At 48.1% G+C, this 17105-nt stretch carries 17 protein-coding genes; 15 read left to right on the plus strand and 2 right to left on the minus strand.

The features are described from left to right. The first annotated feature begins 214 nt into the window (after positions 1-214). Genes OB236_RS33195 through OB236_RS33205 form a run of 3 tightly spaced genes read left to right on the plus strand, consistent with a single transcriptional unit; the run spans position 215 to position 2917 of the window. A complete protein-coding gene (locus OB236_RS33195; protein WP_262687873.1) occupies positions 215-1021 on the plus strand; it encodes a GDSL-type esterase/lipase family protein in 807 nt (268 codons plus the stop codon). An 11-nt stretch (positions 1022-1032) separates the two neighbouring features. Further along, a complete protein-coding gene (locus OB236_RS33200; RefSeq protein WP_262687875.1) occupies positions 1033-1944 on the plus strand; it encodes an ABC transporter ATP-binding protein in 912 nt (303 codons plus the stop codon). Continuing rightward, the gene (locus OB236_RS33205) at positions 1937-2917 is read left to right on the plus strand and encodes an ABC transporter permease (RefSeq protein ID WP_262687876.1); all 981 of its coding nucleotides are present in this window, start codon (positions 1937-1939) and stop codon (positions 2915-2917) included. Before OB236_RS33200 ends, OB236_RS33205 begins: the two co-directional genes overlap by 8 nt. Before the next feature lie 152 nt (positions 2918-3069). Here the strand turns inward: OB236_RS33205 and OB236_RS33210 are convergent, their stop codons facing one another. Both OB236_RS33210 and OB236_RS33215 read right to left on the minus strand, forming a co-directional pair. Continuing rightward, on the minus strand, positions 3070-3966 hold the full coding sequence (locus tag OB236_RS33210) for an SDR family oxidoreductase (protein ID WP_262687877.1): 897 nt from the start codon (positions 3964-3966) through the stop codon (positions 3070-3072). A 104-nt stretch (positions 3967-4070) separates the two neighbouring features. Then, positions 4071-4493 (minus strand): Rrf2 family transcriptional regulator, encoded by a 423-nt coding sequence (locus OB236_RS33215; RefSeq protein ID WP_262687878.1) that lies wholly within the window; start codon positions 4491-4493, stop codon positions 4071-4073. Between the two features lie 207 nt (positions 4494-4700). Between OB236_RS33215 and OB236_RS33220 the strand changes: the two genes are divergently transcribed. The 12 genes from OB236_RS33220 (at position 4701) to OB236_RS33275 (ending at position 17105) form a co-directional block, all read left to right on the plus strand. After that, positions 4701-5144 (plus strand): MarR family winged helix-turn-helix transcriptional regulator, encoded by a 444-nt coding sequence (locus OB236_RS33220; protein ID WP_317259405.1) that lies wholly within the window; start codon positions 4701-4703, stop codon positions 5142-5144. Positions 5145-5303: 159 nt separating this feature from the next. After that, positions 5304-5930 (plus strand): nitroreductase family protein, encoded by a 627-nt coding sequence (locus OB236_RS33225; protein ID WP_262687879.1) that lies wholly within the window; start codon positions 5304-5306, stop codon positions 5928-5930. 57 nt (positions 5931-5987) lie between these two features. Then, positions 5988-6938, plus strand: a complete 951-nt coding sequence (locus tag OB236_RS33230) for a ring-cleaving dioxygenase (protein WP_262687880.1) — start codon at positions 5988-5990, stop codon at positions 6936-6938. After that, entirely contained in the window at positions 6935-7546 is a 612-nt protein-coding gene (locus OB236_RS33235; protein ID WP_262687881.1) for an alpha/beta hydrolase, read from the plus strand. Before OB236_RS33230 ends, OB236_RS33235 begins: the two co-directional genes overlap by 4 nt. Before the next feature lie 165 nt (positions 7547-7711). Then, positions 7712-8116, plus strand: coding sequence for a winged helix-turn-helix transcriptional regulator (locus OB236_RS33240; RefSeq protein ID WP_262687882.1), 405 nt, complete (start codon positions 7712-7714; stop codon positions 8114-8116). Between the two features lie 207 nt (positions 8117-8323). Continuing rightward, entirely contained in the window at positions 8324-8863 is a 540-nt protein-coding gene (locus tag OB236_RS33245) for an NAD(P)H-dependent oxidoreductase (RefSeq protein ID WP_076233905.1), read from the plus strand. A gap of 195 nt (positions 8864-9058) precedes the next feature. Then, complete coding sequence (locus tag OB236_RS33250; RefSeq protein WP_408638549.1) at positions 9059-10030, plus strand: ABC transporter permease; 972 nt, start codon at positions 9059-9061, stop codon at positions 10028-10030. 48 nt (positions 10031-10078) lie between these two features. Beyond that, positions 10079-10957 (plus strand): carbohydrate ABC transporter permease, encoded by an 879-nt coding sequence (locus OB236_RS33255; protein ID WP_076233907.1) that lies wholly within the window; start codon positions 10079-10081, stop codon positions 10955-10957. Positions 10958-10989: 32 nt separating this feature from the next. Next, entirely contained in the window at positions 10990-12513 is a 1524-nt protein-coding gene (locus OB236_RS33260; RefSeq protein WP_262687884.1) for an extracellular solute-binding protein, read from the plus strand. A 118-nt stretch (positions 12514-12631) separates the two neighbouring features. Beyond that, positions 12632-14938 (plus strand): helix-turn-helix domain-containing protein, encoded by a 2307-nt coding sequence (locus OB236_RS33265; RefSeq protein ID WP_262687885.1) that lies wholly within the window; start codon positions 12632-12634, stop codon positions 14936-14938. Between the two features lie 58 nt (positions 14939-14996). Next, positions 14997-16172 (plus strand): enolase C-terminal domain-like protein, encoded by a 1176-nt coding sequence (locus OB236_RS33270; RefSeq protein ID WP_262687886.1) that lies wholly within the window; start codon positions 14997-14999, stop codon positions 16170-16172. Between the two features lie 219 nt (positions 16173-16391). Continuing rightward, on the plus strand, positions 16392-17105 hold the full coding sequence (locus tag OB236_RS33275; RefSeq protein WP_262687887.1) for a polyphosphate polymerase domain-containing protein: 714 nt from the start codon (positions 16392-16394) through the stop codon (positions 17103-17105).

Raw genomic sequence — 17105 nt, forward strand, 5'->3', positions numbered from 1 at the left:
GATACTGTTTCCATATAAACAAATCTAATCCCGTTTACATTTCTTAATGCGAGATTCGAGTGGAATAAACCCGGCACGGCGGACAAGTTTACATGGACGGTCATTTGATGATGCCGTGCAAAACCCCACTAACTTTCAGCCAGCTTTCAGCTTCATATGGTATGTTCAAAGCAGCATATAAACGTAAGCAGCGGAGGGTGGGGGCAGGGCTCGGATGAGAGAAAAGGCGATTCGATGGACAATGATCATGGGCTTGGTGTCGGGGCTGTTGTGGGTAGGCGGGCTTGTATTTGCGATGCATGATTATTTCACAGGTGCAGCGACCGCACAGCCTCCACCAGCACCTATAGAGCAGCCAGCAGCTGCGATTTCGGTACTTGCTCCCGTTGCAGTTAAGGAGGGCACCTTCCGGGTGCTGGCACTTGGCGACTCTTTGACCAAAGGGACAGGGGACCCGGAGCGGAAGGGATATGTCGGACATGCTGTAGCGGATATGAAGGCCAAGTCGGGTAAAGAGATTGTGTTGGAAAATCTCGGGATAGATGGGCAAACCTCTAATCAATTAGCGGCGTCTCTTGGACAAGCTCCCATTCAGGCCCAGGTCAAAGCGGCTGATATTATTCTCGTCAGCATAGGCGGGAATGATCTGTTCCGCGGTGGGCAGGCAATGGGAGATTTGTCTGAGACCCGAATCAAAGAAACCGAGGACGCGTATTTGCCTCAGCTCGATGGGATTTTGAAGCAGCTGCGGGAGCACAATCCTACGGCGAGAATCTTCCTCATTGGTTTGTATAATCCATTCAGCGAATTGAAGGATAGCGTCACAACGACCAAAATCGTGAGGGACTGGAACTATAAATCATCAGAAATTGCTGCCAAATATACGTTAACCGTGCTGGTGCCGACCTTTGATTTATTTCAATTGAAGGTACAGGATTATTTGGCCAAAGACTTGTTCCATCCGAATGCAGCCGGCTACCGTTTAATCGGGGACCGATTGGCTTCATTAATTACGTGGTAGGGGGTGGGCATATGGACGAGATCACATTGTCGGTAAAGGGTCTGAGAAAGGTGATAGGAAAGCGAGAAATTATTCAGAGTCTGGACTTCGATCTGAGGCGAGGCGAAGTATTCGGTTTCCTGGGACCCAACGGCGCTGGCAAAACGACCACGATTAGAATGCTTGTCGGTCTGATTCGGCCCACAGCCGGGTCGATTCAGGTGTGCGGCTACGATCTGCATACCCAATTTCCGGAGGCCATGCGGAATCTGGGCTGTATCGTTGAAAACCCTGAGCTGTATACGTATTTAAGCGGATGGAGTAACCTGCAGTATTTCGCGCGGATGATGGAAGGGATTGACGATGCGCGAATAGCGGAAGTGGTGAAGCTGGTCGGATTGAGTGCCAGAATTCACGATAAAGTGAAAACCTACTCGCTCGGGATGCGCCAACGGCTTGGGATTGCTCAGGCACTGCTTGGGAATCCGAAAGTGCTCATTCTGGATGAGCCGACCAATGGTCTGGATCCTTCAGGCATCAGGGAGATGCGTGAATTCATTCGTTATCTGGCGGAGAAGGAAGGCTTGAGCGTGCTCGTTTCTAGCCACCTGCTGAGCGAAATTCAGCTGATGTGCGATCGTGTCGCGATTATATCCAAGGGTCGGATTGTTCGGGTGGACAAGGTACAGAGTCTGCTGTCTCAGCAGGAGCGGGTAAGCTGGAGACTGTATCCTATGGATAAGGGCTATCAGGTGTTGAGCGGGCTGACCGATTCGGTAGAAACGCGTGGGACGCTCTTGATCACTCCCTATATAGAGCAGGAGATCGGTCGCTGGAATCAGATTCTCGTGGCGGCTGGAGTGACGGTAACCGAGATCAGCCGCAAGCTGCCGTCGCTTGAGGATCTGTTCATTGAGCTGACGGGGGGACAAGGCATTGACTAATCTGGTATTTAACGAGATGTTAAAGCTTACCGGCAAAAGAAGACTGCTGGTCATCGCGCTCATTTTGGGGATTCTGATCTCTGTATTTACGTATGCACAATATCGGCAAGCTGAGGAAAACCGTAAAAGGTTCGGGGATGTCAATTGGCGCGTAGCGATGGAGCAGCGTATTGCCAGCTGGCAGAATCGGATTACGAGCAGCCGAACGCCAGAGGCTACGCGCAAAGAGCTGGAGATTCGCATGAATCAGCAGAAATATTATTTGGAATACAATGTGAATCCGTCTGAGCCGGGTGCCCCGACGTTTGTCCGAGGTTTTGTAAAGAGCGGTATAAATCTGCTTCTGCCTTTGATGATGATGATTATTGCCGCTGATCTGGTTTCCTCCGAGCACAGCGCAGGCACGATGAAGGTGCTGCTGACGCACTCAGTACGCAGATGGCGCATATTGCTCAGTAAATATTTGGCCCTATTGCTGTCAGTGTCGCTGATAATCACGCTATTCGCCTTGCTGTCAGCCGTCATTTCCGGGCTCGTGTTTGGTTTTCAGGGGTGGGGGGCTCCGGTACTTACCGGCTTCAAGGTAAGTGGCGGGCAACTGGATGCATCAGGGATGCATTTGGTGCCGCAATGGCAGTATATTTTAATGGAGCTGGGATTGGCGTGGTTCGTATCGGCTGTGGTAGCTACAATTACGTTCATGTTCTCCGTTCTGGTGCGCAGCACTGCGGCGGTTATGGGCATCATGCTGGCCTGTCTCATTGCGGGGACGATTCTGAGTACGATGGTCGCCTCTTGGGAATCGGCTAAATATTTATTTATGGTTAATCTGCAATTGATCAGCTATTTGGAGGATGCTGCTCCTCCGGTCGAGGGGATGTCACTGGGCTTCTCACTGCTCGTGCTCTTGATCTGGGGCTCAGCTGCTTTGGTCATTTCATTCGTTTCGTTTACGAGACGGGATGTTTATTAGTAATCAGACAGTCCAAAGCAAACTATTTATCAGAAGAGAGTAAGATTGATGTCCTGATAACTGCTAATCATTTGGCAAATAACCCTGCAGCACCACGAGTCATGTGGGATGCAGGGTTATTTCTGATGGAATTGTCGCGCCGGATAAGGTTCTTATTCAGCACCCGTAAAGGCTGACTTGTTATCCGTTAAAAACTGTTTAAGGGTTATTGGAGATTTGCCTGTCAGCTGTTGAACTGTTGTAGATGTTTGCGCATATTCACCTCGGGCGGAGGCAGTATCAAAAGAAGCATACGCCTGAGCCAACCCGCTTGGAAGGCCGATAGATTCGAATATTTCAACTAATTTAGCTGTTTCCAACGGAACAAATTGAATGCTCTTTCCGCTGATTTCGCTGGCAATTTGTGCGAGCTCGCTTCCGGTAATGGCTTCCGGTCCTGTTACGTCTACTATCTGATTGTCGGTCGTAGTGGAAGCAAGTGCCGCGGCTGCGCTCCAGGCACAATCGTGGCGGGTCACATAAGCGGTTGCGCCTTCACCTGTTGCTGTACCAAGAATACCGCTTGCGACTGCCTGCTGCAGCGTTGGAATCAGATTCTCGCTGTATAAATTGTTACGCAGGATTGTGTAGGAGAGACCGCTATTCTTGATCAGCTCCTCTGTAGCGTAATGATCGGGTGCAATCAGGCAGGCCGAGCCTGGTTCGGAATTGGGAATCGATGTATATACGATGTGTTTGACACCTGCCTGTACAGCAGCGCTTAAGGCATCCTTATGCTGCTTAACGCGTTGGCCCGGAACTGCAATAGCGTCCGTGCTGATTAACAACAAACGCTGCGCCCCGTCAAATGCCTCGCTTAAAGTTTCCGGTTGATCGAAATCAGCTTTACGGACGATAACACCGCGGGCCGAAAGTGCCGAGAGCTTCTCGGGGTCGCGCGTAGTCGCGATAATCGGTCCCTCATAATTGGCGAGCAGCCAGTCGATAGCGATACTTCCTAAATGTCCACTTGCGCCTGTAACTAACAGGGTTTCTTGGTTCGTGCTCATTGTGAATTCCTCCTCATTATGGTCGTTCTTTAACAGCTATCCTGCAAGAGTGGTGTAACCGATTTGGTTACAACTAATTGAAAAAAAATAGCTCAATGATGAGCTTATTTCTCGTTGACGAGCTGGCGAGCCAGTTGTTGAACGGTAACCTCAGCCAGCTCGCGTTCCAATGCCAGTTGGGCTGTGACCATAGTGGCACGAAGCGCGGCTTCGATGTTGGCACCAACCGGACAATCGGGATTCGGATGCTCGTGAAAGTTAAACAATTCGTTATGATCCACGACTTCAACTGCCCTGTAAATATCCAACAGTGTAATTTGCGCCGCATCCACACGAAGCATAGCCCCGCCTGTTCCAGCTCGAACTGTGATCAGACCGGCTTTTTTAAGCTTCCCCATAATTTTACGGATAATGGCCGGATTCGTGTTCACGCTTCCCGCTATGACGTCGCCTGTAAGCGAAGGCATGACCGAAACGAGCGATATTATGTGTACGGCAATGGAAAATCGTGAGCTAATTTTTTTCATTAGGTTCACCCTCTTGTTGTAATCATTATAGTTACAACAGATATAGAAAGTCAAGAGCCTTTACATGGACGGTATCAAATAGATGGAACATTATTTTTCATCACTTTGATTTCAAAAATAGAGGCTTGACAATTACCTGCAAATAAAGTATCTTTAAATTAAGATAATAACTACAACGAACGACCGAACAACAAAGAGGTGAGAAATTTGGAAAGTTTGAAGAATGATTCGCTGGATCTTTTTATAGCATTATCCAGAGCGAGCCAGTGGGTAAATGCCCACGCGGATCGGGATATTCGCCAGCGGGGTCTGAACAGGACCGAGTTCGGTGTTCTGGAGCTCTTGTACCACAAGGGAGCGCAGGCTATTCAACAAATTGGCAGTAAGGTGCTGATGAGCAGCGGTAATATTACTTACGTTGTCGATAAGCTTGAGCAAAAGAAACTCGTTTCACGGAGAGCTTGCACCGAGGATCGCCGCCTCATCTTTGCAGAAATTACCGAGGCAGGCAAGCAGTGGATAGAAGAAGTATTCCCCGGACACACTGAGGTTATCGAACGAGCCGTGGACGGATTATCCGCTGAGGAGAAGCAGGCTGCCGCCCAATTGCTCAAAAAACTCGGCAAGTATGCGCAGGAAAGCTTTAAATAGAATTTTATACAGTCAGCAATCGTGATACGATCAGGAGTGGCAGATAGCAGCATAACAGGCTTGGATTGTTTATCTGCCGCTTCAATATCTCTAAATTAAGAATCTTAGTTTTTTATCATTTACATAGTCAATAACCAATCATACCGAGGAGGCATTATCATGAGCGATTTTATTAATTTATTGAAAGCACGAAGATCAGCGACTAAATTTATACCTGGGGTGGACATTACGGATTCTGAGCTGGAGGAAATTTTTAGTCTCGTGAAATTCGCACCCTCCGCTTTTAATTTGCAGCATGCTCACTATGTAGTCGTGAAGGATCCCGAAGTTAAAAATAAGGTGTACGAAGCCGCCTACAAACAATATAAAGTGCAAAGCGCCTCCGCAGCTATTGTTGTTCTGGGCAATAAAGAAGCTTACAAGGATGCCGGAAAGATCAATGAAGGTTTGTTGCATCTCGGTGTCATTAATCAACAGGAATACGATATGACCGTAGAGTCGGTTCACAGCTTTTATGAAGGAGGAGGCGAAACGTTCAAGCGTGAGGAAGCGATTCGCAATGCCGGTATTTCCGCGATGCTGATGATGCTGGTCGCCAAGGAGAAGGGCTGGGACACCTGCCCGATGATCGGTTTTGACCCGAAGGCTCTGAGTGAAGTGCTGAATATTCCAGATACGCATGTTCCGGTTTTGTTGATTACGATTGGAAAAGAAGATACCTCGAAGCTGCGGCCGCGCGGCTATCGTAAGCCTGTCGGCGAATTTGTCAGCTTCAACAAGTTTTGAATCGAAATAAGCAGGTTATAGAAAGATAATCTAAATGAAGATAAGGAGCTGGAGAAGATGAGCCAACAAACGAAAGGTATTCATCACATAACCGCATTTGTTAGGGATGCACAGCAAACCGTTGATTTTTACGCAGGAGTGCTTGGACTACGTTTGATCAAGAAAACAATTAATTTTGATGCGCCAGAGGTATATCATTTGTATTTTGGCAATGAATTGGGAAATCCGGGCACGATTATCACGTTCTTTCCGTATGCAGGATCGCGTAAAGGGCGAATTGGCGGAGGTCAGGTAGGTTACACAACCTATGTGGTACCAACAGGTACATTGAATTATTGGGAAGCACGGCTGAAAAGCTTTCAGGTCTCGGTAACGAAAACGGAACGGTTTGGCGAGGTATATGTGCAGTTTGCCGATAAAGACGGACTGCGGCTTGAAATCGTGGAGCGGGAAGCGGGACCGTTAAGTCAATGGTCGATTGGTGGCGTCCCGGCGGATAAGGCGATCAAAGGGTTTGGTGGTGCGATTCTGTACAGTATGGCACCTGAGCAAACCGGGAACCTGCTGGTTGAGGTAATGGGACTCACAAAAATCGCGGAAAATGAGACGTATACCCGCTATGAAGCGACAGGCGATCTGGGTAACCTTATCGACGTCAACATCAATCCGATGGAGCTGGGTGCCGGAGGAGCGGGAACCGTTCATCATATCGCTTGGCGCGCCAAGGACGATGTGGATCACGGACTGTGGAGAAGCCATGTTGAGCAGCACGGGTTTCATCCGACACCCATTGTAGATCGACAATACTTTAATGCGATTTATTTCCGGGAAACCGGCGGTATATTGTTTGAGATTGCTACAGATCCACCGGGCTTTACACGAGATGAGGAGCCGGAAGCACTTGGTGAGAAGCTGATGCTGCCCGAATGGCTGGAAGCCCATCGTTCACAAATTGAAACTAATCTGCCCCCTATTCAGGTACGGGCGTTGGAGGGGAATAACCAATGAAACATGTATTTCGACAGGGCTCAGACCCGAACGCGCCCGTGATGGTTTTGTTCCATGGTACGGGTGGTACAGAGCATGACCTGCTGCCGTTAGCGCAAAGCATCGCACCGACCTCGTCCGTACTTGGCATTCGGGGCAATGTGTCGGAGAACGGAATGAATCGGTATTTCCGCAGGCTGGCCGAGGGTGTGTTTGACGAAGAGGACTTAATATTGCGTACGCAAGAGGTCAAAGACTTTCTCGATCTTGCCGCCGCAGACTATGCACTGGATCACCGTAATTTCGTCGCTATCGGTTATTCCAACGGTGCCAATATCGCAGGCAGCCTGCTGTTCCATGTTCAGGATGTTTTCCGTGGAGCGATTCTGCATCATCCGATGGTGCCGCTGCGTGGACTGCAGCTGCCCGATTTATCGGCAATTCCCTGCTTCATCGGTGCGGGCAGGAATGATCCGCTTTGCACGCCTCAAGAAACCGAAGAGCTGGAAGGGCTGCTGAGCGGCGCGGGCGCTCCTGTAACTCTTCATTGGGAAAACGCAGGTCACCAGCTCACCAAAACCGAGGTGGCCGCTGCCGCGGTGTGGTACAACTCGCATTTTGCAGGATGAAAAATAAATCGGTGAAATCCGCTCCGTTCAGTGAGCGGATTTTTTTGAATCGATTGGCAAGAGCAATTTCTTTACAAAATCGCATAATTCCGATAGCATAATACTCAATAAGAAAGTACGCTGTCTAACTTTGATTAGGTGTTCATTAGAAGGGAAGTGTCATATTTGGAGGCTTCAAATGCCAGATACGAACTGAATGGCAAAAACTTTCAATGTCCGATAGAGCTTTCAGTCTCCGTCATTGCCGGCAGATGGAAACCATCGATCTTATTCAAGCTGTTGGATGGAAAGAAGCGATATGGAGAGCTGAAAAAACTGATTGAGGGCATAAATCATAAAATGCTAGCCGAACAGCTGCGGGATTTAGAGGAGGCTGGCCTCATTTCCAGACATGTTTACCCAGTTGTTCCTCCCAAGGTGGAATACGAATTGACTGCTCTTGGCGAAGGATTAAGAACGGCTATTATCTCCTTAATGCAATGGGGCGAGCAATTCCGGTTGGAAGGGACAGCTATACGCGAAAAGTCACCTGACCAGGATGAGCCAACACCCGTTTCTATACGTGCATAATCGGTCCCACACAGGGGTTTAATTACACGATAACGGCAGTCTAAGCATGATCATCATGCACGGACTGTCGTTTTTTTGTATGCGCTCGATAAGTTCCATTCTTTCCGTTTGGTAAGTATTAACCCAAAAAGTGCGTACTTACTAATTTAAAGCAGATAATATATGATTAGCTTGTTGAAAAATATAGATGAATTGGAGCGAATCCCAATGAAAACTTTAGTTATAGCAGCACATCCTAACCTTGCTTCGTCCCGTATTAATAAGGCGTGGATTGAAGAACTGCAAAAGCACGACAATGTGACCGTCCACTCCTTATATGAGGTCTATCCCGATGAAGCCATAGATACGGCTCGTGAGCAGGAACTGCTGAAGGCGCATGATCGTATTATTTTTCAATATCCGCTCTATTGGTACAGCACGCCACCACTGTTGAAAAAATGGTTTGATGCTGTGCTCCAATATGGCTGGGCTTACGGTCCGGGCGGCGACCATTTGCAGGGCAAGGAAATCGGAGCAGCGTTGTCCACTTACGGCACGAGCGAATCGTATCAGCCGGATGGCTCTAATCGTTTCACGCTGCCGGAGCTCGTCAGACCTATCGAAGCGCTTGTACATTTTGTCGGTGCCAACTACGTGCCGCCTTTCACGCTTAGCGATGTTACGAACGTAACCGATGAGCAGCTGGCGCAAAGCCAGGTCGATTATGTTCATCATATTACAACCGAGTCAGCGGCTTTGAAAGCATAATATTCAGTCTAGAATCATCGATAACCGCTGCGATAATCCGTTCCGAACAGGGAGCGGATTTTTTGCGTTTTCCTGATTTTCCGCGGTGTGACGGGTTTTTTTGAATTGAAAAAAAGTCTAATTGCGGAAATGTTTGCGTTCCACTAGGATGTGATTACTGCTGGTGCACAAAGCTGATGAGAAAGGGGGTGTAGTATGGAAATGAATCAAGATGTGACGTCTGGAATGAGACCGGCTGCCCCAAAGACGATGAGGAAAAGTCGTTCGCGAGTGTGGGCCATTCTGATGCGAGATAAGTTTTTATATTTGCTGGCGCTGCCGGGTATCCTGTATATCATTATTTTTAAATATGTTCCCATGTGGGGGATCGTTATCGCTTTCCAGGATTATTCTCCGTATCGGGGTGTGATGAACAGCGCGTGGGTGGGATTCGAGCATTTCAACCGGTTTTTCTCCAACCCGGACTTTATGCTGCTGTTTCGTAATACGATGGCGATTAATATTTTGAATTTGGTGTTTTACTTTCCGCTGCCGATTCTGGTGGCCCTGCTGCTCAATGAGGTGGTGGGTAATAAATTCAAAAAGACGGTGCAATCGATCGTCTATCTGCCGCATTTCCTGTCGTGGGTTATTATAGTCGGGATTACCATCCTGATGCTATCCAGAAGCGATGGTGTTATTAATAATATGATCGTGGCACTCGGATTTCCCAAGGTAGATTTCCTGACGAATCCTAATTTGTTCTGGGGATTGTTAACGGTGCAGTCGATCTGGAAGGAAGCGGGTTGGGGAACGATTATATTTTTGGCGGCAATGGCGGGGCTTGACCCTCAGCTGTATGAAGCGGCTCGAATGGACGGTGCCAAGCGGCTGCGTCAAATGTGGCATATTACGCTGCCAGGTATTCGTAATGTGATCTTGATCCTGCTGATCCTGCGTATCGGGAATATTATGGATGTCGGATTTGAGCAGGTATATTTGATGAAAAATGGAGCCGTGTCCGAGGTGGGGGATGTATTTGATACGTATGTGTATCGTCTCGGAATTCAGCAGGGGCAGTTCAGCTTTAGTACGGCGGTTGGTTTGTTCAAGTCGGTGATAGGGCTTGTACTCGTATTAATTGCGAACAGTCTGACGCGGCGGTTTGGTGAAGAGGGCGTTTACTAGGTCCTTTGTTTATTAGTGGGCGCTTATCCAGTAAGGCAGGGGGATACTATGAGGAAAAGCAAGGAAGATCTCCTTTTTCCGATATTCAATTATTTCTTGTTAACATTGATTAGTCTGATTACGATTTTTCCGCTCTATTATGTATTTGTCGTTTCGTTCACAGATCCTTCTGAATATGTAAAGGGCGGGATGCAGTTTTTCCCTAGCAAATGGACGTTGGTCTCCTACAAGTATTTGCTATCTACGCCAGCCTTCATGAACGCAACGTTTGTCAGCGGTTTTCTGGCAACCGTAGGAACAGCATGCAGTCTCATTGTGACAGCGGCTCTGGCGTATACTCTTTCTCGCAAAAGAATGCTGGCACGACGGCTCATTATGCTGCTTGTGTTATTCACGACACTGTTCAATCCGGGACTGATCCCTCCTTATTTGCTGGTACGGGATTTGCATTTAATTAATAGCCTGTGGTCGTTGATTATTCCGGTATTGACCAGCGGGTGGTATATTTTGCTGATGAAGGGCTTCTTCGACAGCATCCCTGATAGTCTGGAGGAAGCTGCACTGATTGACGGCTGCAATGATATTGGGGTCTGGTTCAAAATTATTTTACCGTTGTCGCTTCCGGCGATGGCTGCATTCGGTCTCTTTTATGCGGTCGGGTATTGGAATACGTTTTTCTCGGCGGTATTGTATATGAGCGATGCATCCAAATGGCCGCTTCAGGTATTACTGCAAAATATGCTGATTGATTCCTCAACAGCAGCGGGTGGTGCGGCAGCTCAGGAAATGATGAATGAGCAGACGATTCCCCCGGAAACCTTGAAAATGGCAGCGGTTGTGATTGCAACGGTACCGATCCTGCTCGTTTATCCTTTTTTACAAAAACATTTTGCCAAGGGTGTTATGGTAGGCTCGGTTAAGGGATAAGATAGCCAAACATATATGGGAGGGTTTATAGAGTGAAACAACAACAGCATGTTATAGTTAAAGGATCGACGCTGCTTCTGGCAGCGAGTATTGCCTTGACGGGCTGCGGTGTAGAAGGCGGCAAGACAGAGTCTCAGGGAGCGGCCACACCAAGCAAGCCGACAGACGTGTCGATTATGACCAACTTCAGCACGCCGGAGCCACCGGGTCCCGATAACGTGATCGTACAGGAAATTGGCAAGCGCACGAATACGAAATTGAATATTCAATGGGTGTCTCCCAACAACTATACAGAGAAAACGAAGGTAACGCTGGCCTCCGGTGATATTCCCGATTTGATGTTTGTCGATCCGTTCGATCCGCTGGTGCTGCAGATGGCCAGAGACGGGGCATTCTGGGAAATTACGCCTGATATGATCAAAAGCTATCCGAACCTTGCGGCCTACCCTAAGGAGGTATGGACCAATTCCAAGCTGCAGGATGGCAAAAATTACGGTATTCCGGCTGTACGTCCTTTAGGCGGCTGGTCGTACCCGAATATTCGTAAGGACTGGCTCGATAAGCTGGGACTTAAAGTACCTGAAACCATTGATGAGCTGTTCCAGACGATGAAAGCTTTTACCTTTAACGATCCGGACGGCAACGGCAAACAGGATACGTACGGATTGGCCGGCAATGTTGGAACGTTCCTGTTTGAGCCGCTTTTCAACTCAACACAGGGCAAATGGAAGATGAAGGACGGCAAGCTAACCCACATTTATCTGGAAACGGAAACACGCGATGCGATTGCTTTTCAGAAAAAGCTGTATGACGAGAAGGTCATTCCCGAGGATTTTGCAGTTCTGAAAACAAGTCAGTTTGAGGATATGGCGAAGGCTAACAAAGCGGGTATTTGGACCGATACAGTAGAAGCCTCATGGCGTCCAACGGAAGAGCTGAGAAAGACAATTCCGAACGCCGACATGATGCCGATTACGTATTTGATCAGCCCGAGCGGCAAAAAGATGGTGTACCAGTTCCGCGGTCTGAACGGGATTTATGTCATCCCCAAAAAAGTGTCTGATGCGAAGCTGAAAACGATTTTGCAGCTGATGGATTACGGCTCCTCCGAGGAAGGTGCGAACCTGGCCTGGTACGGACTTAAAGATGTGCATTATACCGAAAAAGATGGCATCAAGACAGCAACCGAGCAAGCGAAAAAGGATATCGTCTCGCAAAGCGCACTTGGCAAAATCTTCAGCCGCGACGAGAAATATTTGTGGGCGTACCGTACGGGCATGCCGAACGATATCTTTGAGCGCAACAAAAAAATTATCGACGAACGCGCCAAATACGCGATTCCGGATATCGGCTATGGCTTGTACTCGGAAACCGCGATCAAGCTGGGTGCGGAATTCGACAAGAAAACCGAGGATCTGAAGGTCAAGATCATTATGGGCAAAGAACCGCTTACCGCATGGGATGAATGGGCGCAGAAGCTGTCCAAGGACGCAGATTTCCAAAAAATTATTAAAGAAACCAACGATTCCTATCAATCGAGAATGGCCAATAAATAGGTAATGTATCGTATCATCATCATTTAGCGTGCTGGACTATTTATTGTCATAGGATATGACCAGGCTCATGGGAGGCATCTCTCATGGGCCTTACCCCTACTAGAATACAGGTGAATGGATGATACGAATCAAGTGGCGTAAACGAACAGATACCCGAACCTACCGAGGTCACGTTTTCCAGCGAAGTTTGATCCTGATTTTGCTGGTTACGATCATTCCAACCATACTCATATCAGTCAGCAGCTACTATATAGGGGTTCGGTATATTGAACGTGAGGTTGAAAGAACCCACAGCCTGCAGCAGGAATACACCATCAAACAGGTTAACGATGCGCTAAGTCATCTTCAGGTCAGTATGAATCAGTGGGCGCTTAATCCGATTATGAGCGAAAAGCTGCGAGGCATCGATTTTAAGGACAATTACGCGCTGACGATGGAATTCTATCAGTCACTGACCGTTATGAACAACAGCAGTGCGCTGATTGATCAAGTTTATGTGTATCTGGACAATCCGTCCAGACTCGTCTCCGACAGTCAAGGCATTCGCAAGCTCAGTACGGAGGAAAATGAGCTGTACCGTAAATTGATGACGAGTAAGGAGCGGCTTTTCTGGAGGAGCCTGGATGCTGCGGGAAAACCGGGCATGTTTGTTATTCACAAGCTTCCGGTTATCGGGGAGCCGTTCGGTGCAATTCTTGTCCGTCTGAACGAAAAGCAGCTTATGAACATCGCAGGTTTCGATGAAAGCCTGGGCGGGACGATTTTTATCCGTAATCTGGATGGTTATTTGTTATCCCGTGACCATTTCTCCCCCAGAATCAAAAGCTTGAATGAAGCGATTGAGCAGGAGATTCAAACGAGGACAGAGCCTTCTTCTTTTCGCTGGAGCTGGAACAACGAGCCTTTTTTTGTGTCAACCTCTACGATTCCATTAACCTCCTGGCAGCTGGTTTCGGCGGTACCGTTATCTGAATTCGTTAAACCAATTGTGATCGTATCCAGACTCATACTAGGAGTTGGGATTGTTGGGTTTATTTTGATATTATTCAGCTCGTGGTATGCTTCGGTTCGACTTTATCAGCCGATTCATCGCTTGGTCCGTACTTTCATCTCGCCTTCAGGCTTTGAGCCGCTGCTCGTTCCCAAGGATGAGATTACCTACATTGAGGATCAATGGCGGCACCTGAACAGCGAAAGCCATATGCTGCAATCGCGGCTGGAGGCGCATTATTCGACCTTGAAGATCGGCTTCCTGCTGCAGCTGGTACAGGGCCACTTATTACTGCTCAACGAGGATGAAATCAGACAACGGCTGGAGCAGTATGGCTGGGAAACGGAAAATAAGCGGTTTGTCGTTGTTGTCGTGCAGCTGCTTGGGTTTCAACAACTCAAAGGGGCATTTCGTGATGATGAGCAGCCTCTGGTTACTTTTGCGGCAGCGAACATCATTGAAGAGCTGACCCAGCACGACGATGTGTGTGTCATGAATCTGCACGATCTGTCCGTGGGCTTGTTTATTATGTTTCCTGACCGTATCTCCTCTTCAGAAATATCGAACCGCTTGAATGAAATGGCTGCTGAAATCGGTCAAAGCCTGCATCGGATTCTAAAGATGGATACGGTTGTAGGTTTAGGTAAAACGATGTCCTCGATCAGTCAGGTACCGAACGCGTGGGCAGAGGTGCAGCAAGCGCTGCGGCACAGAAAGCTGCATGAATCGAATCAAATTATAGATTTAAATGAACCGATGAATGAAGACAACAGCGCGGCCAAATACCCGTTTACGGTTGAAAATGACCTGATTCATTCGCTCTTTATCGGTCTTGGCGATGACAGCCGCAGGCTGCTGAACGTCTTTTTTCAGGAATTGAAAAAAAATTCCGAGCTGGAGCTGTTCCTGCAGCAGGGCAGTCTTAAGCTGCTCGGTTCTATTCAATCCTCGATTATGCAGTCGGGAATTATTCAGGCAGGCTCCTTGTATGATTGGGGCCAGCTGTACGCAGAGCTGTTAGCGCTGAAGGATATTGATGCGATGTGCACCTGGTTTGACGACAAAATCATCCAGCCGCTCATTACCGAGCTTGCGCATAACCAGAATCATAAAGCCCGACAGCTGATCGAAATTGCGATCGGTATGATTCGTGCCGAATATCATACAGATATTTCACTGGATCTGTGCGCGGACCGTCTCGGGGTTGCTGCGTCCAGCTTGAGTAAAATGTTTTTCCAGGTGACCGGCTTGCACTTTGTTGATTATATTACCAAGGTCCGATTGGATCATGCCAAGCACTTCCTGATGCACTCCGATCTGAAAATGCAGGAAATTGCCGTAAGGATCGGCTATCAGCCTGCTTATTTCAATCGAATTTTTAAGAAGATGGAAGGAATGACACCAAAGGACTTCCGCGAGCTCCACAAAGTTTAAAGCTGAATGACATGTTAATACATCCTATGAGAAGTGCAGTGAAGGGAGCTTTTTGACATTGAAGGTTTTAGAGCAGCTAAGTCAGATACAGCATCACATAGAGTCGATTGAGGTTTACCGTTATGATGTGGATGTACAGCGTAATTTTAGCCACGGTTCTTGGAGCAATCGCATCCACGGTTTTATCCGAATCACGGCCGCAGGACAATTCGGCTGGGGAGAAAATATTATTGCAGTGAATCAGGATCAGCTGGATTTGAAAGCGTGGCTGGATTCGTTTCAACCCTTAATCGGTATGCGTATTTCAGATGGCATTGCGTGGCTAATGAGCCATTTGCAGCAGAATGGGTCCAAAGCGACCGAAATGCTGGAGACGGCTTTGGTCGATCTGGCCGGAAAGCTGCTGGGTGTGCCAGCCATTGCCTTGTTGGGTCTGGAAGGGACCGAGGCTGTTCCCGGTTTGTATTGTATTCTGGAGAATGATACGGAAGTCGTGAAGGAGAAGGCACGGCTGTCGCTTGAGCAAGGCTATCGCACACATCTCAAGGTGAAGCTGTTCGGGGATATCGAGCTGGATAAGTCGGTTGTTCAAGCCGCTAGATCGGTCATTGGAGAGGAAGCCTTTCTTGTTGGTGATGTAAATGATGGCTACCGCAAGAAGCAAAGCACTGACAGTCTGGATGATCTTACGGCTGCGATGCTTCAGCTGTATGCGGTTGGGTTGAACGCTTGTGAGGACCCGGGGAGCTTGACGACTGAACAGTGGGTAGAGCTGCAAAATCGGGTTGGCGGGCTGCAGCTGCTTCCAGATGCGCCGCTGCGTCCTGCTGTCACAGCGATTCAGTCGGCTGCTCCGGGTATGGGCGGCATCTACAACATCCACCCGGGCTGCGCAGGCTCATTGATTCACGCCGTCGAATTGGCAAGAACGATTCAGGGCTTTGGTGCCAAGCTGATGATCGGCGATGACAGTCTGGTCGGACCTGCCTGCACGGTGTGGCAGCAGCTGGCGATTGGACTCGGGGCGGATTGGGTCGAAGCCTTGGAAAAGCCTGGTGAGTCTGAGGGCTTCGAGTCCTGCGTTCTGACACAAGCTACCTCGCGCAGTGCAGAGGGTCGAGTGTGCGTCACAGAACCGGCTGCAGGCTTTGGCTTGTTTATCGATCAGGAGCGACTGTTGGCAGTATGTAAGGACTACTATCACATTTCTCAAGAGCAAACGGCACAACAGTAACATACCCTCATGTAACAAGAGCGAAGCGTGGTCACCTCCTTGGAGGGACTGCGTTTTTTTGTGCACTCATTTATGTACGTAGAATTTTAATTTATTAAGGAATTGTAAATATTCAGTTCGTATTCAGTCACTGCTTAGAATCAGTTCAGGTAAGCAAGTTAAGATGTGTTTGTAAGCAAGAGTGCTGTGCAGGTGAGCTTGGATAGAAAGGGGTGCCGCATGAATAAGCAGCTGAAATATCGCCATGAACTGAAGTTTTTCATCAATCAGCATCAATTTTATTTGATCCGTCAGCGACTTAAAAGTCTGATGAGCCAGGACAGCAATGTGGGTGCAACAGGAGAATATCACATCCGCAGCCTGTACTTTGATGATGTGAGCAATAAAGCGCTGCATGAGAAGCTGGGTGGTATCCGGGATCGGGTCAAATACCGGATTCGGATCTACAATGTGCAGGACAATGTGATTCATTTTGAGAAAAAAATCAAATTCAATGATTACATCGCAAAAGTGAAGGAACCGATCAGCAGAGCAACGTATGAAGCTGTCATTGCGGGAAATTTTGAAATATTGAATGAACCTGACAAGCCTTTATTCATGGAATTGTATCAGGAGATGAAGCACAAGCTTCTGCGCCCCAAAGTGATCGTCGATTATGTACGGGAGCCGTATGTCTGTCCGAGCGGTAATGTACGCATTACATTCGATAAAGAATTAAGGACCGGTCTGCACGCTACAGACATATTCAATAAGGATCTGCAAGCGGTTCGGGCCATCGATGAGAATTTGATCATCCTGGAGGTCAAATACGATGAATATATTCCTGAGTATATCCGGGCAGCCATTCAGCTTGAAGGGTTGAATCGGCAATCCGCTTCCAAATATGTGATGTGCCGCAAGTTTCTGAAATTTAATACGTGGGAGGATTATTAA

The sequence above is a fragment of the Paenibacillus baimaensis genome, from assembly GCF_025567575.1.

Bases quoted from the DNA above. Each gene is read 5' to 3' on its own strand.
- OB236_RS33230 (WP_262687880.1), top strand. From the start codon at position 5,988: ATGAGCCAACAAACGAAAGGTATTCATCACATAACCGCATTTGTTAGG.
- OB236_RS33235 (WP_262687881.1), top strand. From the start codon at position 6,935: ATGAAACATGTATTTCGACAGGGCTCAGACCCGAACGCGCCCGTGATG.
- OB236_RS33245 (WP_076233905.1), top strand. From the start codon at position 8,324: ATGAAAACTTTAGTTATAGCAGCACATCCTAACCTTGCTTCGTCCCGT.
- OB236_RS33250 (WP_408638549.1), top strand. From the start codon at position 9,059: ATGGAAATGAATCAAGATGTGACGTCTGGAATGAGACCGGCTGCCCCA.
- OB236_RS33210 (WP_262687877.1), bottom strand. From the start codon at position 3,966: ATGAGCACGAACCAAGAAACCCTGTTAGTTACAGGCGCAAGTGGACAT.
- OB236_RS33275 (WP_262687887.1), top strand. From the start codon at position 16,392: ATGAATAAGCAGCTGAAATATCGCCATGAACTGAAGTTTTTCATCAAT.
- OB236_RS33265 (WP_262687885.1), top strand. From the start codon at position 12,632: ATGATACGAATCAAGTGGCGTAAACGAACAGATACCCGAACCTACCGA.
- OB236_RS33255 (WP_076233907.1), top strand. From the start codon at position 10,079: ATGAGGAAAAGCAAGGAAGATCTCCTTTTTCCGATATTCAATTATTTC.
- OB236_RS33195 (WP_262687873.1), top strand. From the start codon at position 215: ATGAGAGAAAAGGCGATTCGATGGACAATGATCATGGGCTTGGTGTCG.
- OB236_RS33200 (WP_262687875.1), top strand. From the start codon at position 1,033: ATGGACGAGATCACATTGTCGGTAAAGGGTCTGAGAAAGGTGATAGGA.
- OB236_RS33215 (WP_262687878.1), bottom strand. From the start codon at position 4,493: ATGAAAAAAATTAGCTCACGATTTTCCATTGCCGTACACATAATATCG.
- OB236_RS33225 (WP_262687879.1), top strand. From the start codon at position 5,304: ATGAGCGATTTTATTAATTTATTGAAAGCACGAAGATCAGCGACTAAA.